Here is an 18,787-nt window from a genome sequence, read left to right as displayed (position 1 = left end):
GCCTGTTTAAAATGGGGGAACGCACAAGAGCCTGCTTTTTTATACTAAGTTGAGCGAAACGGGAAGCCGATTGTGATAACCGGCTTCAAAATGATTCAGATGTAGTGCGCCGTCAGCGAGGCGCTGGCGAGCCGGTGGAAGTGCACATTAAACCCGACCATCGCGCCGCTGGCGTTTTCATCAACGTCAATGCGCTCTACATCCAGCGCGTGCACGGTGAAAATATAGCGGTGTGTTTCCCCTTTTGGCGGGGCCGCGCCGCCGTAGCCTGCAGTGCCAAAATCGGTGCGCGTCTGGATGGCACCGTCCGGCAGGTCAGCCTGACCAGACCCCGCGCCCTGCGGCAGCACGCGGGTATCGGCGGGCAAATTCGCCACAACCCAGTGCCACCAGCCGGAGCCGGTGGGCGCATCCGGATCGTAACAGGTCACCACAAAACTTTTGGTGCCGGGCGGCACGTCATCCCAGGTGAGATGGGGCGAAATATTATCGCCCTCGTAACCCATGCCGTTAAACACGTGGCGTGCGGGGAGCTTATCCCCGTCGTTAAAATTCACACTGATTAACTTCATGCTGTTTCCCCGCTTACAGATGAAGCAATTTTAACAGCGCTTCGGCGGTGGCGGCGGAAGACGCCGGGTTCTGGCCGGTCACCAGATGGCCGTCAACAACCACATGCACGCCCCAGTCATCGGTGCGCTCAAACTGGCCGCCCGCCTCTTTGAGCGCATCTTCCACGAGGAACGGCACGACATCGGTCAGCCCGACCGCCTCTTCTTCGCTGTTGGTAAAGCCCGTGACGCGTTTGCCTTCTACCAGCGGGCTGCCGTCGGGCTTTTTCACATGACGCAGCACGCCCGGCGCGTGGCACACCGCTGCGACGGGCTTGCCGCTGCCCCAGTAATGTTCGATAAGCGCGATAGAAATCGGGTGATCGGCGAGATCCCACAGCGGGCCGTGGCCGCCCGGATAAAACAGCGCGTCATACTCGTCGGCGTTGATTTCATCGAGCCGCACGGTATTCGCAAGCGTGGCCTGAGCCTCATGATCTTCACGAAAGCGCCGGGTGTCGGCGGTTTGCGCGTCCGGCGCATCGCTTTTCGGATCGAGCGGCGGCTGGCCGCCCTGCGGCGTGGCGAGCGTCACGTCAATCCCCGCGTCGCGAAACACAAAGTAAGGCGCTGCAAACTCTTCCAGCCAGAAGCCGGTTTTTTTCCCGGTATCACCCAGTTTGTCGTGGGAAGTCAGTACCATCAGAATCTTCATCGCGCTCTCCTGGTTGTTTATCGCAAATCCTGAAAGTGTAGTGCATCCCTCACGGCTTGCCGGGCGCTCACTGTCTGAAAAACGGCGGGTTTTTCACAGCCTCGCACACCGCGCGGGTGAGCCGCGTGAGCTGTTCTGGCGTGATGATATAGGGCGGCATCAGGTAGATCAGGCGGCCAAACGGGCGCACCCAGACGCCCTGTTCCACGAAAAAGCGCTGAAGCGCGGCCATCTCGACCGGCGCGGTGGTTTCCACCACGCCGATAGCGCCGAGCACGCGCACATCGGCGACCTGCGGCAGCTCACGACACGGCGCCAGCTCGTCACGCAACTGCCGCTCTATGGTCGCCACCTGCGCGCGCCACTCGCCGGTTTCCAGCAGCGCCAGGCTCTCGGCTGCCACTGCGCAGGCAAGCGGATTGCCCATAAACGTCGGGCCGTGCATAAAACAGCCCGCCTCGCCGTTGCTGATGGTGTCGGCGACATGCCGCGTGGTGAGGGTGGCGGAAAGCGTCATCGTGCCGCCGGTCAGCGCCTTGCCGAGGCAGAGAATATCCGGCGTCACGCCCGCGTGCTCGCAGGCGAACAGCTTGCCGGTGCGGCCAAAGCCGGTCGCTATCTCATCGGCGATAAGCAAAATGCCTTCGCGATCGCACATGCGGCGGATGCGCTTAAGCCACTCCGGGTGATACATCCGCATGCCGCCCGCGCCCTGCACAATCGGCTCAAGAATGACGGCGGCTATCTCCTGGCGGTGCGCGGCCAAAAGACGGGCGAACGGCGCGAGATCGCGCTCATCCCACTCGCCGTCAAAGCGGCTCTGCGGCGCGGGCGCGAAGAGGTTTTCCGGCAGGTACCCCTTCCAGAGACTGTGCATTGAGTTATCCGGATCGCACACCGACATCGCGCCGAAGGTGTCGCCGTGGTAGCCGTGGCGGAAGGTCAGGAAGCGCTGACGCGGCTCGCCGCGGGCGTGCCAGTACTGCAACGCCATCTTCATCGCCACTTCCACCGCCACCGAGCCGGAGTCGGCAAGAAACACGCACTCGAGCTTCTCCGGGGTCATTGCCACCAGCTTGCGGCACAGGGCTATCGCGGCGGGGTGGGTAATGCCGCCGAACATGACGTGCGACATCGCGTCAATCTGGGTTTTCATCGCCGCGTTGAGGCGCGGATGGTTATAGCCGTGAATTGCCGCCCACCACGACGACATGCCATCCACCAGCCGTTCGCCGCTCGCCAGATGCAGTTCGCAGCCGGCGGCATGCGTCACCGGGTAGACCGGCAGCGGCGCGCTCATGGAGGTGTAAGGGTGCCAGATATGGTCACGATCGAAGGCGAGATCGGCAGGAGTTATCATGACTTGTAAACCAATTTAAAAAGATTTAGGTTTACAAGTATATCCATAACCCAGATAAATAAAACCCTTTGGAGACGCCCGATGGCTTACCTTTCACGCTGGACTTTGTCGCAAGTCACTGAACTATTTGAAAAACCGCTGCTGGATCTGCTGTTTGAAGCGCAGCAGGTGCATCGCCAGCACTTCGATCCGCGCCAGGTGCAGGTCAGCACGTTGTTGTCGATCAAAACCGGCGCCTGCCCGGAAGACTGCAAATACTGCCCGCAGAGCGCGCGCTACAAAACCGGCCTTGAGGCCGAGCGCCTGATGGAAGTGGAGCAGGTGCTCGATTCCGCGCGCAAGGCCAAAGCGGCGGGTTCGACGCGTTTCTGCATGGGTGCTGCCTGGAAAAACCCGAACGATCGCGATATGCCGTATCTGGAGCAGATGGTGCAGGGCGTTAAAGCGCTGGGCCTCGAAACCTGCATGACGCTTGGCACGCTGAGCGACGATCAGGCGCAGCGCCTCGGCGAAGCGGGCCTTGATTACTACAACCACAACCTCGATACCTCGCCGGAGTTTTACGGCAACATCATCACCACTCGCACCTATCAGGAGCGTCTCGATACGCTGGAAAAAGTGCGCGAGGCGGGTATTAAAGTCTGCTCCGGCGGCATTGTGGGGCTTGGCGAAACCGTCACCGACCGCGCCGGGCTGCTGCTGCAACTCGCTAACCTGCCAACGCCGCCGGAAAGCGTGCCGATCAACATGCTGGTGAAGGTCAAGGGCACGCCGCTTGCCGATAACGAGGATGTCGACGCGTTTGATTTTATCCGCACTATCGCAGTGGCGCGCATCATGATGCCGACGTCCTACGTGCGCCTCTCCGCTGGCCGCGAGCAGATGAACGAGCAGACCCAGGCGATGTGCTTTATGGCCGGGGCTAACTCAATTTTCTACGGCTGCAAACTGCTGACCACGCCGAACCCGGAAGAGGACAAAGATTTGCAGCTGTTCCGCAAGCTGGGTCTCAACCCGCAGCAGACAGCGGTGCTGGCGGGCGATAACGAGCAGCAGGAACGCCTGGAGCATGCGCTGCGCGACGCGGACAACCAGCAATACTACAACGCGGCGGCGGTATGACCTGGCAGGCGAGAATCGATGCCGCGCTGAGCGCGCGCGAAGCCAGCCACAGCCTGCGCCGCCGTGTCGTTTGCACGCCAGCGCCCGGCGGCGCGCTGGTGCATCAGGGCGTGCGCTACCGTAACTTTTCCGGCAACGACTATCTGGGCTTAAGCCAGCACCCGGCGCTTATCGCGGCCTGGCAACAGGGCGCACAGACGTATGGCGTAGGGAGCGGCGCGTCCGGCCACGTCAGCGGCTACAGCGACGCGCATCAGTCGCTGGAAAACGCGCTGGCGCAGTGGCTCGGCTTTGACCGCGCGCTGCTGTTTATCTCCGGCTTCGCCGCCAATCAGGCGGTGGTCGCCGCGCTGATGCAGCAGTCTGACCGCATTCTCGCCGACCGCTTAAGCCACGCCTCGCTGCTCGAAGCCGCAAGCCACAGCCCGGCGACGCTGCGCCGCTTCGCGCATAACGATTCGGGCGCGCTCGCAGCCCTGCTGGGCAAACCCTGCGACGGGCTGACGCTCGTCTTTACCGAAGGGGTGTTCAGCATGGATGGCGACAGCGCGCCGCTGGCGGATATCGCGGGCATCGCGCAGGGCGGGCAGACGCTGCTGATGGTGGATGACGCCCACGGCGTCGGCGTACAGGGGCGCGAAGGGCGGGGCAGTTGCGATGTGGCGGGCATCCGGCCCGATCTGCTGCTGGTGACGTTTGGCAAAGCCTTCGGGCTCAGCGGCGCGGCGCTCTTGTGCAGCGCGCCGATGGCCGACTATCTGCTGCAAACCGCACGCCACCTCATCTACAGCACCGCGATGCCCGCCGCCCAGGCCTGTGCGCTGAACGCGGCCTTAACGGTTATTCGCGAGGGCGACGACTTACGCGCGCGGCTTGCACGCAACACTGCGCGGTTTCGTGCGGGCGCGGCGTCGCTGCCGCTGACGCTTGCCGATTCACAGACCGCCATTCAGCCACTGATTGTCGGTGAAAACAGTGCCGCGCTGACGCTTGCGGAAAAACTGCGTGAACGCGGCTGCTGGGTGACGGCCATTCGCCCGCCGACCGTGCCTGCGGGTACGGCGCGCCTGCGCCTGACGCTCAGCGCCGCGCATCAGGATGACGACATCGACGCGCTGCTGGAGGCGTTATATGACGGTTGCCGTTGATAAACGCGCGGTGGCGGCGGCGTTTGGTCGCGCGGCGCAAACCTATGACGATTTCGCGGCGCTTCAGCGCCAGAGCGCGCAGTTGCTGGCCGAACACTGCGGCGCGCAGGGCATTAACACGGTGCTGGACGCGGGCTGCGGCACCGGCGCGGGCAGTCTCGACTGGCGCGCGCGCGGCTGCGACGTAACGGCCTTTGATTTAAGCCCGGCCATGCTGGCGCGCGCCCGCGAACGCGGCGCGGCGCACCGCTACGTGCAGGGCGATATCGAGGCGCTGCCGTTTGCCGACGGCAGTTTTGATCTCGTGTGGAGCAATCTGGCGGTGCAGTGGTGCCAGAGCCTGTCAGAGGCGCTCGCCGGGATGCTGCGCGTGGCGCGCCCTGGCGGACGCGTGGCGTTCAGCACGCTGGCGCACGGCTCGCTTGATGAGCTGCATCAGGCGTGGGCGGCGGTGGATGACCGCCCGCACGCCAACCGTTTCGCCAGCGCCGAAGCGGTTCATGCAGCGGCTCCGGCGGCGCGCATGACGTTGCGCCAGCATCCGGTGACGCTGCTCTTTGGCGATGCGCTCAGCGCCATGCAGTCGCTCAAGGGCATCGGTGCCACGCATCTGCACGCCGGGCGCGACAGCCGCACGCTCACGCGCCGCGAGCTTCGCAGGCTCGAAGACGCCTGGCCGCGTCAGGACGGGCATTTCCCGCTGACTTACCAACTGATTTCTGGAGTAATTGAACGTGACTGAACGCTGGTTTATTACCGGAACTGACACTGAAGTGGGTAAAACTATCGCAAGCTGCGCGTTGCTTGAAGCCGCGAAAGCCGCAGGCTTTAGCACGGCAGGCTACAAGCCGGTCGCCTCCGGCAGCGATATCACGCCGCAAGGGCTTCGCAACAGCGATGCGCTGGCGCTGCAGCGACACAGCAGCGTGGCACTGAGCTACGAACAGGTGAATCCGCTGACGTTCGAAGAGCCCACCTCGCCGCATATCGTCAGCCAGGAGCAAGGGCTGCCGATTGACTTCACGGTGATGTCCGCTGGCCTGCGCGCGCTGGAGCCGCTCGCCGACTGGGTGCAGGTGGAAGGCGCAGGCGGCTGGTTTACGCCGCTCTCTGACGACGCGACGTTCGCCGACTGGGTGCAGCAGGAGCGCCTGCCGGTGATTTTAGTGGTCGGCGTTAAGCTTGGCTGCATCAATCACGCGCTGCTGACCGCGCAGGCGGTCCAGGCCGCGGGCCTGCGTCTCGCGGGCTGGGTGGCAAATGACGTGCAGCCGCCAGGCCGCCGTCATCAGGAGTATCTCGCCACGCTTGAGCGTCTGTTACCGGCCCCGATGCTCGGCGAAATTCCATGGCTGGGGGCCGAGCCTGACGTGACGCCTGCCGCGCAGTGGATCGATCTCAGCAAACTGGCGCGCTAGGGCGCTATCCAGTGCATAAGACGCGCATCGGTTAACTGCGCCGCGCTACCGCGGGCCACGGCGCGCCCGCGGTGCAGCAGGCAGAAGCGATCCGCCACCCGGCGGATAAACGACAGATGGCGCTCCACTACTAACAGGCTCATTCCCCATTCGCGGCTAAGCCGTGTGAGCAGATCCGCAAGCCTCGGAATGAACGCCTGCCCGAGGCCGCGCGTCGGTTCATCGAGGATCAGCAGACGAGGCCGCGTGACCAGCGCCTGGGCGAGCGACAGCTGCAGCGCCAGCTCCGGCTCAAGCCCCGCGGCCTGCGTGTGGCGGTTCGTCCAGAGCGTCGGGAACAGATCAAACACCGGCTCCGGGCTGGCCGCATTTTCAGGCTGCGCGCGCAGCGCGATATGCAGATTTTCTTCCACCGTCAGCTGTGAAAAATAGCGCCGCTCCTGGGGCACGTAGCGGATGCCGAGCGCCGCGCGGGCGTCCGGGCCGACGCGCATTAACTCCTGCGGCGCGGTGCCAGCCTCGTGCCAGAGCATGCTGCCGCTCTTAACCGGCAGATAGCCTGCCACGCAGTTCAGCAGCGTGGTTTTTCCCATGCCCGGCGCGCCGATAACGCAGGTGCACTCGCCGGGCAGAAGATCGAGGCTGACATCCCACAGCGTGTGCTGCGTGCCGTAAAAGTGGTTAACCGCGTGCAGACTTAACATGGCGCTTCTCCTTCAGACAGGGTATCGGAATACAGCATGGGTATATGCGCTCTGACGCCCGCATATACAGTGACTTCCCCGGCCTGCCCGCGCGTCCTGCTGTCGCTTCCCGCCAATGACGGGAAGAGGGTGTAGTTCCGGTAAACGGGATACTGCAATTCTCTTGCCAGCCAGTGAAATACCCTTCGATCGCGCCTGAAATTGAGACTAAACCTGAAAGCCTGCGTCAGGCGCAGTGGGTTATCCTGGAAAAAGCCGGGCGGCGTGCACATTTTGAGTGCTGGTCAGGGCGTGGTTTTGGTGCAACGTTGCGCAAAAGTAAAGCAAAAATGTGTGAAAAGGATCGCGCAAAGCGCCGCGCGGAAAGCAAGGGAAATTCTTCAAAACCGGCCGGGAAAATTTTTTTCTGAGCCAGACGAGGGCACATCGAGCCAGGCGGCGACGCGGCGCGCTTTCAGGGCTGGACGCAGTTATCCACTATTCCTGTGGATAACCTTGTGTATTAGAGTTAGAAAACGCGCCGTAAGCGAGAGCCGATGCGGCTTGCACCCGATCTGGCGCGAAAGCCGTCTTTTCAGGAAAACACTTTAAAATTAACAGGTTAATTAAAATCAAGCACTGAAGAAAAAGTGTCATCTGCTGCAACAAAAGTATCACAGCGTCGCTTGACAAATGTTAAAGGATAAAAAATTTTGGGGATAACCGCCCTTGTATAGTGTTTTATCCGGCGCAGGGGCAAATTTACTTCATACCAGATGGTAAAAATGCGCTGTGAACAAAATCCGCTAACCTGCCACTGATTTTATATCCAGTATTTATCGCTGGCAAAAATCGCTGTGACGAGTAAAATTAACGCTCTGTCCGCGCAAATCTTCATCAGGTGTTTCTTCATGAGCAAACCGTTCAAACTCAATTCCGCTTTCAAACCTTCCGGCGACCAGCCTGAGGCTATCCGCCGCATCAAGGAAGGGCTGGAGGACGGGCTGGCGCACCAGACGCTGCTGGGTGTGACGGGCTCGGGGAAAACGTTCACCATGGCGAACGTCATCGCCGATTTGCAGCGCCCGACGATGGTGCTGGCGCCTAACAAAACGCTGGCGGCGCAGCTCTATGGCGAGATGAAAGAGTTCTTCCCGGAAAACGCCGTGGAATATTTCGTCTCGTACTACGACTACTACCAGCCGGAAGCCTATGTGCCGAGCTCCGATACCTTTATCGAGAAGGACGCGTCGGTAAACGAGCACATTGAGCAGATGCGTCTGTCAGCCACCAAAGCGCTGCTGGAGCGGCGCGATGTAGTCGTGGTGGCGTCGGTCTCCGCTATCTATGGTCTGGGCGACCCGGATCTCTACCTGAAGATGATGCTGCATCTCACCAAAGGGATGATCATCGACCAGCGCGCCATTCTGCGTCGCCTGACGGAGCTGCAATATACCCGCAACGATCAGGCGTTCCAGCGCGGCACCTTTCGCGTGCGCGGCGAGGTGATTGACATCTTCCCGGCGGAATCGGACGAGCTGGCGCTGCGCGTTGAGCTGTTCGACGAAGAGGTGGAGCGGCTGTCGCTGTTCGATCCACTCACCGGCACCGTTGATTCCATTATCCAGCGTTTCACCGTCTACCCGAAAACGCACTACGTCACCCCGCGTGAGCGCATTGTGCAGGCGATGGAAGAGATCAAAGTAGAGCTGGCGGAGCGCCGCAAAGTGCTGCTGGAAAATAACAAACTGCTGGAAGAACAGCGCCTGACCCAGCGTACCCAGTTCGATCTCGAAATGATGAACGAGCTGGGGTATTGCTCCGGCATTGAAAACTACTCGCGCTATCTCTCTGGCCGTGGCCCTGGCGAAGCGCCGCCGACGCTGTTTGACTATCTTCCGGCGGATGGCCTGCTGGTGGTCGACGAATCACACGTCACCATTCCGCAGATCGGCGGGATGTATCGCGGCGACCGTGCGCGTAAAGAGACGCTGGTGGAATATGGTTTCCGCCTGCCGTCGGCGCTGGATAACCGCCCGCTGAAGTTTGAAGAGTTCGAGGCGCTGGCACCGCAGACGGTGTATGTCTCGGCGACCCCCGGCAACTACGAGCTGGAAAAATCGGGCGGCGAGATCATCGACCAGGTGGTGCGCCCGACCGGTCTGCTCGATCCGATTATCGAAGTGCGCCCGGTGGCGACCCAGGTGGACGATTTGCTGTCGGAAATCCGCAAGCGCGTCGCCATCAACGAGCGCGTACTGGTGACGACGCTCACCAAGCGTATGGCGGAAGATTTAACCGAGTATCTGGAAGAGCACGGCGAGAAAGTGCGCTATCTGCACTCGGATATCGACACCGTGGAGCGTATGGAGATTATCCGCGATCTGCGTCTTGGCGAGTTCGATGTGCTGGTGGGTATCAACCTGCTCCGTGAGGGGCTGGACATGCCGGAAGTGTCGCTGGTGGCTATTCTCGACGCCGACAAAGAGGGCTTCCTGCGCTCCGAACGTTCGCTTATTCAGACGATTGGCCGTGCGGCGCGTAACGTGAACGGCAAGGCGATTCTCTACGGCGATAAAATCACGCCGTCGATGGCGAAGGCGATTGGCGAAACCGAACGCCGTCGTGAGAAACAGCAGGCGTATAACGAAGAGCACGGCATTGTGCCGCAGGGGCTTAACAAGAAAGTGGTCGATATTCTGGCGCTTGGCGAGAATATTGCGAAAACCAAGCCGAAAGGACGCGGAAAAGGGCGCACCGTGGCAGATGCCGAAGCCGCTGAACTGGCGCTGACGCCAAAAGCGTTGCAGCAGAAAATTCATCAGCTTGAGGCGCAGATGGTGCAACACGCGCAGAACCTGGAGTTTGAAGAGGCGGCGCAGTTGCGCGATAAGCTTCATCAGTTGCGCGAGCTGTTTATCGCTGCCTCGTAAGTGCTTCTGGTTGTGACGGGGGTTGTGGTGAAGCCGTAGTGTGATTTTCTGTGGTTTGGTTTGGTTTGGTTTGGTTTGGTTTGGTTTGGTTTGGTTTGGTTTGGTTTGGTTTGGTGGGTGCGCTTCGCTTACCCACCCTACATTCCCCATTAACGCCTGCTCCGTGGGCCGTGTGGTGGGTGCGCTTCGCTTACCCACCCTACATTCCATCAACGTCCGCTCCGTGGGCTGTGTGGTGGGTGCGCTGCGCTTACCCACCCTACATATCATCAAAGCCCATTGCGGGAGCCGTAGGGCGGGTAAGCGAAGCGCACCCGCCGTAACCGTCACCCTCGCACCCGCCGTAACCCCATTGCACCCATAGCCCTTACCCCAGCGCCTGAATCGCCTTTTCCAGCGCTGCGCGCAACAGGTGGCGGTCGTGGCGGTAAGGAATATCGCTCGCTTCCAGCGGCTCCTGAATCACGATTCTGTCCTGCGCGCCGCTCACGTCCACCTTCGGGCCAACGACCACGGCGTCCACCACGCGTTTACCGATATGCGCTTCCATCAGCGCCAGCTTCTCTTCAAGCCTGAGCGCAGCAGCGGCCGGGCTTAACTCGCGGCCTAAATTGCCGATGTAAACCATCGGCGCAGGCGTGCGGCGCAGCGCTTTGGCGAGATCGTCAAGCAGCAGCAGCGGCATCAGGCTCGTGTAAAAACTGCCGGGGCCAATCACAATCAAATCCGCTTCGGCAATCGCCTCAACGGCCTCGCGCGTCGCCTGCACGGCAGGGTAGAGCATCAGCTCTTTCGGTGGATGGCTCAGCAAATCGATATTCACTTCGCCATACACTTCGTTATCGTCGCGATCGATAGCCATCAGATCGACCGGTTGCTCAGACATTGGGATCAGGAACGCGTCCACTTTAAGCAGATTACGAATAAGATTAATCGCCTCTAAAGGCCGCACGCTCAGGTGATCCAGCGCCTTTAACATGAGATTTCCGAGGTTATGCCCCGAAAGTTCCCCATTACCCCCAAAACGGTACTCAAACATCGCCGACGCGACGCTCGGTTCAGTAATTAACTGGTTAAGACAGTTGCGCATATCGCCCCAGGCGATGCCGCCTTCCGAGCGACGAATACGGCCCGTCGAGCCGCCGTTATCGGTCGTCGTGACAATGCCTGTGAGGCGCGAACCCAGAGAAGAGAGCGAGGACATAACGCGTCCTAAACCGTGACCGCCGCCGAGCGCCACCACCCGGTCGAGATCCGCAAACGTGCGATTGCGCATACCTAATCCTTATTATTTAAAACTCGCCTACGTTAGCTGAAAAGCGCGAGAAAAACGATCTGCTGGCGCTGAAAATGACACACATCAAAGTGAAACCGTGATTTTTACGTATTCTGGTGCCCGTTACGCGAAAAATGCCGTTATGTATCAATTTATACAGCGAAATCGCGCGTGGCGAAAACCGCGATAACGCGCTACTATCGCCGCTGGCAGGTTTAATAACCTGAAAATGACACTCAAGCCTTTGCGCCTACGTTTTTAAGAAATATGGTGCTCTGGCCGTGGCGAAACGCCACCAGGGTGCAGGAAGAAATGACTGCATCTCCCGATTTGGAAAGGTGTACATGGCTTCTCAACTTACCGATGCGTTTGCGCGTAAGTTCTATTACTTGCGCCTGTCAGTGACTGACGTCTGCAACTTTCGTTGCACCTATTGCCTGCCGGATGGCTACAAGCCCGCAGGCGTCACCAACAAAGGTTTCCTCTCGCTCGACGAAATTCGTCGCGTGACGCGCGCGTTCGCGAATCTCGGCACGGAAAAAGTGCGGCTGACCGGCGGCGAACCGTCGCTGCGCCGCGATTTTTGCGACATCATTGCCGCCGTGCGTGAAAACCCCTCTATTCGCCAGATTGCCGTCACAACCAACGGCTATCGCCTGGCGCGCGATGTCGCGCAGTGGCGCGAGGCCGGGCTGACGGCGGTGAATGTCAGCGTCGACAGTCTCGACGCCCGCCAGTTTCACGCGATCACCGGCCAGGACAAATTCCGCCAGGTGATGGCGGGCATCGACGCCGCTTTTGACGCGGGCTTTGAAAAAGTTAAGGTCAACACCGTGCTAATGCGCGACGTGAACCATCACCAGCTCGACACCTTCCTCAACTGGATCCAGTCCCGCCCCATCCAGCTACGCTTTATTGAACTGATGGAAACCGGCGAGGGGAGCGATCTCTTTCGCAAGCACCATATTTCTGGCGCGACGATCCGCGACGAACTGCTTAAGCGCGGCTGGATCCATCAGTTGCGCAGCCGCGCCGACGGCCCGGCGCAGGTCTTCTGCCACCCCGATTATCAGGGCGAAATCGGCCTGATCATGCCGTATGAGAAAGATTTCTGCGCGAGCTGCAACCGCCTGCGCGTGTCGTCGGTCGGTAAGCTTCACCTGTGCCTGTTTGGCGACGGCGGCGTGGATCTGCGCGATCTGCTGGCCGAAGAGGGGCAGCAGGCGGCGCTGATGGCGCGTATCGAAACGGCGTTGCTCGGCAAAAAGCAGACGCATTTCCTGCATCAGGGCAACACCGGCATCACCCAGAATCTGTCCTATATCGGCGGCTGACGCCGCGTACAAGGAGTCACTATGAGTCAGGTTAGCGCAGAGTTTGTGCCGGCGCGCGTCGCCATTCTTACGGTGTCCAGCCGTCGCGGGGAAGAGGACGATACCTCCGGCCATTTTTTGAGAGACGCCGCTCACGAAGCGGGCCATCAGGTCGTGGATAAAGCTATCGTCAAAGAGAACCGTTACGCCATTCGCGCAGAAGTCTCCCGCTGGATTGCGAGCGACGACGTACAGGTGGTGCTGATTAACGGCGGCACCGGTTTTACCGCAGGCGATCAGGTGCCGGAGGCGCTACAGCCGCTGTTCGATCGCGAAATCGCGGGCTTTGGCGAAATGTTCCGTATGCTCTCGTTTGAAGAGATTGGCACCGCGATGATGCAGTCGCGCGCGGTGGCGGGGATGGCTAACGACACCCTGATTTTCGCGATGCCGGGCTCGACGCGCGCCTGCCGCACCGCCTGGGAAAACATCATCGCGCCGCAGCTCGACGCCCGCACGCGCCCCTGTAATTTTCATCCCCATCTGAAGAAATAAGTTATGTCGCAACTGACCCACATCAACGCCGCGGGCGAAGCCCATATGGTGGATGTCTCCGGCAAAGCGGAGACGGTGCGCGAGGCGCGCGCCGAAGCGTTTGTTGAAATGCGCCCCGAGACGCTGTCGATGATCGTAAGCGGCAGCCATCATAAAGGCGATGTGTTTGCCACGGCGCGCATCGCCGGTATTCAGGCCGCCAAACGCACCTGGGAGCTCATCCCGCTCTGTCATCCGCTGCTGCTGAGCAAAGTCGAAGTGCAGCTTTTCGCCGACGAAGCGCGAAGCCGCGTGCGGATTGAATCGCTGTGCCGTCTCACCGGTAAAACCGGCGTCGAGATGGAAGCACTCACCGCCGCGTCGGTGGCGGCGCTCACAATTTACGACATGTGCAAAGCGGTGCAGAAAGATATGGTCATTGGCCCGGTGCGGCTGCTTGCGAAGAGCGGCGGCAAGTCGGGCGATTTTCAGGTGGATGCTCATGATTAACGTGCTTTTCTTTGCGCAGGTGCGCGAGCTTATCGGCGTGGACGCCGAGCGGGTAGCGGCGGAATTTGCGACCGTTGAGGCGCTGCGTGAACATTTTGCGGCGCGTGGCGGCCGTTACGCGCTGGCGCTGGAGTCGGGCAAGCTGCTGGCGGCGGTTAACCAGACGCTGGTGCCGTTTGACCATCCGATCGCCGATGGCGATGAAGTGGCCTTTTTCCCGCCGGTGACCGGAGGCTGAAATGAGTGAAACCCGCATCCGCGTCGGCCATGAAAATTTCAGCGTCGGCGATGAGTACCAGTGGCTGTCGCAGTGCGATGAAGACGGCGCGGTCGTGACCTTTACCGGCAAAGTGCGCAACCATAATCTCGGCGATAGCGTGAGCGCGCTGACGCTTGAGCACTACCCGGGCATGACGGAAAAAGCGCTGGCGGAGATCGTCGCCGAGGCGCGTGAACGCTGGCCGCTGCAACGCGTGTCGGTTATCCACCGCGTGGGCGAGCTGTGGCCAGGCGATGAAATTGTTTTTGTCGGCGTGACCGGCGCGCACCGCAGTCAGGCGTTTGACGCGGCGCAGTTTATTATGGATTACCTGAAAACCCGCGCGCCGTTCTGGAAGCGCGAGGCCACGCCAGAAGGCGACCGCTGGGTGGAAGCGCGCGACAGCGATCAGGCGGCGGCGAAGCGCTGGTAATGACATCACAGGAAATTTGTTCCAGGATTAACAGCGGGGAGGCGCATGTTACCTGCGCCTCGACAGAAGTTAACTGACTGAATGAGGCAGCGTCATGGATCGATTCCCACGCTCAAATGAAAGCATTGTGCAGCCGCGCGCCGGGCTGCAAACGTTTATGGCTCAGGTGTATGGCTGGATGACCTGCGGTCTGTTACTGACCGCCTTTGTTGCCTGGTATTCGGCCAACAATGAAAACCTGATGATGTATATCTTCTCCAGCCGGTTTGTGTTCTTCGGGCTTATCATCGCCCAGCTCGCGCTGGTGTTTGTTCTCTCAGGGCTTGTGCATAAGCTCAGCCCGGCGGTCGCCACCGCGCTCTTTATGCTCTATTCGGCGCTGACGGGGCTTACGCTCTCATCTATTTTTCTGGTCTATACCTACGCGTCCATCGCCAGCACGTTTGTGGTGACGGCGGGGATGTTCGGCGTGATGAGCCTGTATGGCTATACGACTAAGCGCGATCTCAGCGGCTGGGGCAATATTCTGTTTATGGCGCTGATTGGGCTGATTATCGCGTCACTGGTGAACTTCTGGCTGAAAAGCACTGCGCTGATGTGGGCGGTGACGTATATCGGCGTTATCGTGTTTGTGGGCCTGACGGCGTATGACACGCAGAAGCTGAAAGCCCTGGGCGAGCAGATTGATGTGAACGACCACGGAAATCTGCGCAAATATTCGATTCTCGGCGCGCTGACGCTGTATCTCGATTTCATCAACCTGTTCCTGATGCTGTTGCGGATTTTTGGCAACCGCCGTTAACCAGATTTGAAACAATAAAAACCCTCTGCGGAGGGTTTTTTTATGGGCGGGGGGCACGGCGGGTGCGCTTTGCTTACCCGCCCTACACTTAAAGTGAGCGTTAAGATGATGGTTTTGCTCCGGCTCAAAAAAATCGGCCTCGCCGTTTCGCCGCAGGCCGGGACGCACCGGAGGGACCCGGTGCGAGGGCATGACAATACAGGGATGTATTGTCATGCCCGACCCGTGGCCGGAGGGAATAAGGCGAGGCTTACCCGAAGGGGCGATTTTCTGCCGGGAGCCGGGATTGCAAAGGGGGCGGCGGCGAGCCCCCTTTGCACGTTCGCGTGAGAGAAATACACATAGGGAGATGACGTAATGGCGAACGGAACGATTTCACCGTCTCTCACATATTTACCTCGTCCTTACCCCTGGCGGGAAATAAAACTTTATGCTGCGTCTGCCATAAAAGGCGGGTGCGCTGGCGCTTACCCGCCTTACAGTGATAATGCTGATGTCCGGTTTTGCATGGCGGATGCGCTGCGCTTACCCGCCTTACAGTGATGAGGCTGATGTCCGGTTTTGCATGGCGGGTGCGCTGCGCTTACCCGCCCTACGAAAATGCGTGATGTGTGATGTTGTAGGGTGGGTAAGCGCAGCGCACCCACCAGTTCCCACAAACCCACCAGCACCTAAAAATCCATCACTTCTCCTTCGCGAGACTGAGCGAAGGCTCTCCATCCTCCTCACGCACGCTGTCAGAACCCTGTACTTTCGCGAGCTTCTGCTCGTTTTTGGCGCGCAGCTTCTTCGCGCGGCTCTCAAGCACCAGATAGATAACGATAGCCAGCAGCAGCGGGGCGAAGAAATAGAGCATACGGTAGGCGAGCAGCGCCGCGATAATCGCGCCGTGGCTCACATGCTCGCCGCCAAGCAGCGCGATAAACACCGCCTCCAGCACGCCGATGCCCGCCGGAATATGAATAATCACCCCGGCGATACTGCTCACCAGTAACACGCCCAGCACGAAGAAATAGTTAATTTCCTGGCCCAGCAACAGCCAGATAATCGCGCCCATCGCCATCCAGTTGGCGCTGGAAATCACCATCTGCGCGATAGCGAACTTCCATGACGGCAACACCAGCTTCTGGCCTTTGATCGTCACATGGCGGCGCTTCGCGAACGCGCAAAACCACATATAGACCGCGATCACGGCAAGCAGCGCGATGCCGATAATGCGCAGCGTCATCTCGTCGATATACCAGTGCGCCGGCAGCTTCACCACGCCAAAGGTGAAAATCACGCCGCCGAGCAGGATATAACCGAGCCAGTTGGTCGTAATACTCAGCGAGAAAATACGCGTGATGGTACTTCCCGGCAGCCCCAGGCGTGAGTAAAGCCGGTAGCGCATCCCCACGCCGCCCACCCAGGTGCTGAGCGTCAGGTTAAACGCGTAGCAGACGAACGAGACCAGCATCACCTGCCGTTTGGCAAGCTTATGCCCGCAATAGGCGCGGCCCAGCAAATCGTAACAGCCATAGAGCAGATAACTCAGGATAACCAGCGCCACCGAGATAAGCAGGGCGGTGCGGTCGTAATTCTTAATGACCTTCCACACTTCTTCCCAGTCGACTTTTTGCGCATACATCACAATCAGCACGACGACGGCGATAAAAAACACCCACGTGAGGATTTTCTTCGCGATGCGCCACTTCAGATGCGATTTCGCCATTACGGTTTCACTCCCGGATTTTCAGTCTCCACCCGGTCCTGGGTTTCGATTTCAGGTTGTACCGGCGGCGGCACCTGCGCGAGCTTCGGCGTATGCGCGGGCAGCCAGCCCACCATCGCCGGAAAGTGGCGCAGGAAGTGGAACACGATGACGCTCTTGGCGAGATTCCACCAGGTGCGCTTTGGCATCATGCTCTCATCCACCTGTTTACAGTCTTCGCGGATCAGACGCGTCAGGTTATCGCGCAGGGTCTGGTTAAACTGCGTGTCGTGAATAATCAGATTCGCCTCCAGGTTAAGCGACAGGCTCAGCGGGTCGAGGTTGCTGGAGCCCACCGTCGCCCAGTGATCGTCCATCAGCGCCACCTTGCCATGCAGCGGGCGGCGCAGATACTCGTAGACTTCGACGCCGCCCTTCACCAGATAGTTATAAAGCAGGCGCGCGCCTACCTTAACGATAGGCATATCCGGCTCTCCCTGCACAATCAGCTTCACTTTCACGCCGCGGCGGGCGGCGTTGCGCATCGCGTGCAGCAGGCGGTAGCCGGGGAAGAAATAGGCGTTGGCGATGATCACCTCTTTTTTGGCGTTCGCCAGCATCTTCAGGTAATGCCGTTCGATATCGTCGCGGTGATCGTTATTGTCGCGCCAGACAAACAGCGCCTGCGCCTCGCCCGGCGTGGTGTTCTCCACCGCCTGCTGATAGTGGCGCTGCCACCAGCGGCTGACGCGCTCTTCGCCAAGATTGCTGAGCACAAAATGGTAGATATCCTGCACCACTGGCCCTTCGACGCGCACCGCGTAATCCTGTTTCGCCTCCGGGCCGTAATCGCTCATATGCTCGGCGGAGTAGTTAATGCCGCCGACGAACGCCACTTCGCCGTCAATCACTACGATTTTGCGGTGCATGCGGCGGAACACATTGGTGCGCATGCCCATCGTGCGCGGGCGCGGATCGTAATAACGGAACATCACGCCCGCCGAGGTCAGCGTGCCGACAAACTCGTCGCTGAGATCGGGCGAGCCGTAGCCGTCCAGCAGCACTTCAATGCTGACGCCGCGTTGGGCGGCATTCAGGATGACGTCATGCAACTGGCGGCCCACGTTATCATCAAACCAGATAAAGGTTTCGAGAATGACTTTGCTGCGCGCCTTATCGATGGCGTCAAACACGGCGGGATAAAACTGGTCGCCGTTCTCTAACAGCTCAATATGGTTTCCGTCACGCCAGGTCGTTTTCATAGATGGATCTCCACTGCCAGCGGGGCATGGTCGGAAAGATGGCGCCAGTTACGCAACGGCAGCGCGGTCGGCGCGCTCGCCGAGGCGTTTTTCACATAGATTCGGTCAAGGCGCAGCAGCGGAAAGCTCACCGGAAACGTGCGCGCCGGGCGGCCGTGGGCGCGGGTAAACACCTCATCAAGCCCGGCCTCATTGCGCAGAATACGGTTAGCCTGCTGACGCCAGTCGTTAAAATCGCCCGCCACGACCACCGGCTCGCCTTCCGGCAGGCTATTGACCAGTTCGGCCAGCATCGTAAGCTGCGCCTGGCGATGCGCCTCTTTCAGCCCCAGATGAACGCAAATCACATGAATCGCTTTCGGAAAGCCGGGCGGGGTAATACGGCAGTGCAGCACGCCGCGCTTTTCGGTGCCGGGCACCGAAACGTCGCGGTTTTCGTAATGTTCAATCGGGTAGCGCGACAGCACGGCGTTGCCGTGATGACCTTCCGGGTAAACGGCGTTGCGCCCGTAGGCGTAGTCGCTCCACATGGTGTCGGCCAGAAATTCGTAATGCGTGGTGTCCGGCCAGTTCTCCACATGCAGCGGGTGGACTTCGTGCGCGCCCATCACTTCCTGCAGGCAGACAATATCCGCCGACACCGTGCGAACCGCGTCGCGCAGTTCCGGTAAAATAAAGCGTCGATTAAAAGCGGTAAAACCTTTGTGGGTATTAATCGTTAAAACGTTAAATGAAAATCGCTGTGTATTATCTGCCATGTTTCCCCAGCCACTTCTTA

Annotated in this window: 20 protein-coding genes and 1 riboswitch; of the genes, 12 read left to right on the top strand and 8 right to left on the bottom strand. The window is 59.8% G+C overall.

Going from position 1 to position 18,787, the window contains the following annotated elements; all coding sequences use genetic code 11:
• Positions 1–95 precede the first annotated feature (95 nt).
• From G9X48_RS09500 to bioA, 3 genes are all read right to left on the bottom strand, one after another.
• Positions 96–572, bottom strand: a complete 477-nt coding sequence (locus G9X48_RS09500; RefSeq protein ID WP_087600255.1) for a kinase inhibitor — start codon at positions 570–572, stop codon at positions 96–98.
• Between the two features lie 13 nt (positions 573–585).
• Entirely contained in the window at positions 586–1,266 is a 681-nt protein-coding gene (locus G9X48_RS09495; RefSeq protein ID WP_097640672.1) for a type 1 glutamine amidotransferase domain-containing protein, read from the bottom strand.
• A gap of 67 nt (positions 1,267–1,333) precedes the next feature.
• Positions 1,334–2,626 (bottom strand): adenosylmethionine--8-amino-7-oxononanoate transaminase, encoded by a 1,293-nt coding sequence (gene bioA, locus G9X48_RS09490; RefSeq protein ID WP_097640673.1) that lies wholly within the window; start codon positions 2,624–2,626, stop codon positions 1,334–1,336.
• A gap of 81 nt (positions 2,627–2,707) precedes the next feature.
• On the opposite strand from bioA, the gene bioB reads away from it, so the two are divergent.
• Genes bioB through bioD form a run of 4 tightly spaced genes read left to right on the top strand, consistent with a single transcriptional unit; the run spans position 2,708 to position 6,314 of the window.
• A complete protein-coding gene (gene bioB / locus G9X48_RS09485) occupies positions 2,708–3,748 on the top strand; it encodes a biotin synthase BioB (protein ID WP_097640674.1) in 1,041 nt (346 codons plus the stop codon).
• Positions 3,745–4,896 carry an 8-amino-7-oxononanoate synthase gene (bioF, locus tag G9X48_RS09480; protein WP_097640675.1) on the top strand — a complete coding sequence of 384 codons (1,152 nt, stop codon included), beginning with the start codon at positions 3,745–3,747 and terminating at the stop codon, positions 4,894–4,896. Before bioB ends, bioF begins: the two co-directional genes overlap by 4 nt.
• On the top strand, positions 4,880–5,638 hold the full coding sequence (bioC, locus tag G9X48_RS09475; protein WP_097564622.1) for a malonyl-ACP O-methyltransferase BioC: 759 nt from the start codon (positions 4,880–4,882) through the stop codon (positions 5,636–5,638). Before bioF ends, bioC begins: the two co-directional genes overlap by 17 nt.
• Entirely contained in the window at positions 5,631–6,314 is a 684-nt protein-coding gene (gene bioD / locus G9X48_RS09470) for a dethiobiotin synthase (protein WP_097640676.1), read from the top strand. Before bioC ends, bioD begins: the two co-directional genes overlap by 8 nt.
• Here the strand turns inward: bioD and G9X48_RS09465 are convergent.
• Positions 6,311–7,018, bottom strand: coding sequence for an ATP-binding cassette domain-containing protein (locus G9X48_RS09465; RefSeq protein WP_097640677.1), 708 nt, complete (start codon positions 7,016–7,018; stop codon positions 6,311–6,313). The genes bioD and G9X48_RS09465 overlap by 4 nt on opposite strands.
• A 173-nt stretch (positions 7,019–7,191) precedes the next feature.
• Here G9X48_RS09465 and G9X48_RS09460 point away from each other — a divergent pair, with 173 nt between their 5' ends.
• Both G9X48_RS09460 and uvrB read left to right on the top strand, forming a co-directional pair.
• The gene (locus G9X48_RS09460) at positions 7,192–7,428 is read left to right on the top strand and encodes a hypothetical protein (RefSeq protein WP_097640678.1); all 237 of its coding nucleotides are present in this window, start codon (positions 7,192–7,194) and stop codon (positions 7,426–7,428) included.
• A 480-nt stretch (positions 7,429–7,908) separates the two neighbouring features.
• The gene (gene uvrB / locus G9X48_RS09455; RefSeq protein ID WP_004386467.1) at positions 7,909–9,930 is read left to right on the top strand and encodes an excinuclease ABC subunit UvrB; all 2,022 of its coding nucleotides are present in this window, start codon (positions 7,909–7,911) and stop codon (positions 9,928–9,930) included.
• A gap of 367 nt (positions 9,931–10,297) precedes the next feature.
• Here the strand turns inward: uvrB and yvcK are convergent, their stop codons facing one another.
• Positions 10,298–11,206, bottom strand: coding sequence for a uridine diphosphate-N-acetylglucosamine-binding protein YvcK (yvcK, locus tag G9X48_RS09450; RefSeq protein WP_007848476.1), 909 nt, complete (start codon positions 11,204–11,206; stop codon positions 10,298–10,300).
• 221 nt (positions 11,207–11,427) lie between these two features.
• Positions 11,428–11,563, top strand: a riboswitch (molybdenum cofactor riboswitch).
• On the opposite strand from yvcK, the gene moaA reads away from it, so the two are divergent.
• From moaA to G9X48_RS09420, 6 genes are all read left to right on the top strand, one after another.
• Positions 11,551–12,540 (top strand): GTP 3',8-cyclase MoaA, encoded by a 990-nt coding sequence (moaA, locus tag G9X48_RS09445; protein ID WP_004387506.1) that lies wholly within the window; start codon positions 11,551–11,553, stop codon positions 12,538–12,540. It overlaps the preceding riboswitch by 13 nt.
• 21 nt (positions 12,541–12,561) lie before the next feature.
• The gene (gene moaB / locus G9X48_RS09440; protein WP_004387505.1) at positions 12,562–13,074 is read left to right on the top strand and encodes a molybdenum cofactor biosynthesis protein B; all 513 of its coding nucleotides are present in this window, start codon (positions 12,562–12,564) and stop codon (positions 13,072–13,074) included.
• A gap of 3 nt (positions 13,075–13,077) precedes the next feature.
• Positions 13,078–13,563 carry a cyclic pyranopterin monophosphate synthase MoaC gene (gene moaC, locus G9X48_RS09435; protein ID WP_004387504.1) on the top strand — a complete coding sequence of 162 codons (486 nt, stop codon included), beginning with the start codon at positions 13,078–13,080 and terminating at the stop codon, positions 13,561–13,563.
• On the top strand, positions 13,556–13,801 hold the full coding sequence (moaD, locus tag G9X48_RS09430; protein WP_004387503.1) for a molybdopterin synthase sulfur carrier subunit: 246 nt from the start codon (positions 13,556–13,558) through the stop codon (positions 13,799–13,801). The genes moaC and moaD overlap by 8 nt, the downstream gene beginning before the upstream one ends.
• Position 13,802: 1 nt before the next feature.
• Positions 13,803–14,255: a molybdopterin synthase catalytic subunit MoaE gene (gene moaE / locus G9X48_RS09425; RefSeq protein WP_097564633.1), complete on the top strand. Its 453-nt coding sequence runs from the start codon at positions 13,803–13,805 to the stop codon at positions 14,253–14,255.
• Between the two features lie 94 nt (positions 14,256–14,349).
• Entirely contained in the window at positions 14,350–15,057 is a 708-nt protein-coding gene (locus G9X48_RS09420; RefSeq protein WP_004387501.1) for a Bax inhibitor-1/YccA family protein, read from the top strand.
• A 682-nt stretch (positions 15,058–15,739) separates the two neighbouring features.
• Here the strand turns inward: G9X48_RS09420 and G9X48_RS09415 are convergent.
• From G9X48_RS09415 to G9X48_RS09405, 3 genes are read right to left on the bottom strand one after another with little or no spacing between them, the layout of a single operon-like run.
• Positions 15,740–16,768, bottom strand: coding sequence for a YbhN family protein (locus G9X48_RS09415; protein WP_097640679.1), 1,029 nt, complete (start codon positions 16,766–16,768; stop codon positions 15,740–15,742).
• The gene (gene clsB, locus G9X48_RS09410; protein WP_007865906.1) at positions 16,768–18,009 is read right to left on the bottom strand and encodes a cardiolipin synthase ClsB; all 1,242 of its coding nucleotides are present in this window, start codon (positions 18,007–18,009) and stop codon (positions 16,768–16,770) included. The genes G9X48_RS09415 and clsB overlap by 1 nt, the downstream gene beginning before the upstream one ends.
• On the bottom strand, positions 18,006–18,767 hold the full coding sequence (locus G9X48_RS09405; protein ID WP_004387497.1) for an endonuclease/exonuclease/phosphatase family protein: 762 nt from the start codon (positions 18,765–18,767) through the stop codon (positions 18,006–18,008). Before G9X48_RS09405 ends, clsB begins: the two co-directional genes overlap by 4 nt.
• Positions 18,768–18,787 lie beyond the last annotated feature (20 nt).

This window comes from Cronobacter sp. HA18006 (assembly GCF_011605445.1).
Taxonomy (GTDB): domain Bacteria; phylum Pseudomonadota; class Gammaproteobacteria; order Enterobacterales; family Enterobacteriaceae; genus Cronobacter; species Cronobacter sakazakii.
Note: the sequence above shows the minus strand (reverse complement) of the source record. Positions and strands in the feature narration are given on the sequence as shown.

What these genes read in the sequence shown, in the direction of transcription:
- G9X48_RS09500 (WP_087600255.1), bottom strand. Translation starts at nt 572, where the DNA reads ATGAAGTTAATCAGTGTGAATTTTAACGACGGGGATAAGCTCCCCGCA.
- G9X48_RS09495 (WP_097640672.1), bottom strand. Translation starts at nt 1,266, where the DNA reads ATGAAGATTCTGATGGTACTGACTTCCCACGACAAACTGGGTGATACC.
- bioA (WP_097640673.1), bottom strand. Translation starts at nt 2,626, where the DNA reads ATGATAACTCCTGCCGATCTCGCCTTCGATCGTGACCATATCTGGCAC.
- bioB (WP_097640674.1), top strand. Translation starts at nt 2,708, where the DNA reads ATGGCTTACCTTTCACGCTGGACTTTGTCGCAAGTCACTGAACTATTT.
- bioF (WP_097640675.1), top strand. Translation starts at nt 3,745, where the DNA reads ATGACCTGGCAGGCGAGAATCGATGCCGCGCTGAGCGCGCGCGAAGCC.
- bioC (WP_097564622.1), top strand. Translation starts at nt 4,880, where the DNA reads ATGACGGTTGCCGTTGATAAACGCGCGGTGGCGGCGGCGTTTGGTCGC.
- G9X48_RS09465 (WP_097640677.1), bottom strand. Translation starts at nt 7,018, where the DNA reads ATGTTAAGTCTGCACGCGGTTAACCACTTTTACGGCACGCAGCACACG.
- uvrB (WP_004386467.1), top strand. Translation starts at nt 7,909, where the DNA reads ATGAGCAAACCGTTCAAACTCAATTCCGCTTTCAAACCTTCCGGCGAC.
- yvcK (WP_007848476.1), bottom strand. Translation starts at nt 11,206, where the DNA reads ATGCGCAATCGCACGTTTGCGGATCTCGACCGGGTGGTGGCGCTCGGC.
- moaA (WP_004387506.1), top strand. Translation starts at nt 11,551, where the DNA reads ATGGCTTCTCAACTTACCGATGCGTTTGCGCGTAAGTTCTATTACTTG.
- moaB (WP_004387505.1), top strand. Translation starts at nt 12,562, where the DNA reads ATGAGTCAGGTTAGCGCAGAGTTTGTGCCGGCGCGCGTCGCCATTCTT.
- moaC (WP_004387504.1), top strand. Translation starts at nt 13,078, where the DNA reads ATGTCGCAACTGACCCACATCAACGCCGCGGGCGAAGCCCATATGGTG.
- moaD (WP_004387503.1), top strand. Translation starts at nt 13,556, where the DNA reads ATGATTAACGTGCTTTTCTTTGCGCAGGTGCGCGAGCTTATCGGCGTG.
- moaE (WP_097564633.1), top strand. Translation starts at nt 13,803, where the DNA reads ATGAGTGAAACCCGCATCCGCGTCGGCCATGAAAATTTCAGCGTCGGC.
- G9X48_RS09420 (WP_004387501.1), top strand. Translation starts at nt 14,350, where the DNA reads ATGGATCGATTCCCACGCTCAAATGAAAGCATTGTGCAGCCGCGCGCC.
- G9X48_RS09415 (WP_097640679.1), bottom strand. Translation starts at nt 16,768, where the DNA reads ATGGCGAAATCGCATCTGAAGTGGCGCATCGCGAAGAAAATCCTCACG.
- clsB (WP_007865906.1), bottom strand. Translation starts at nt 18,009, where the DNA reads ATGAAAACGACCTGGCGTGACGGAAACCATATTGAGCTGTTAGAGAAC.
- G9X48_RS09405 (WP_004387497.1), bottom strand. Translation starts at nt 18,767, where the DNA reads ATGGCAGATAATACACAGCGATTTTCATTTAACGTTTTAACGATTAAT.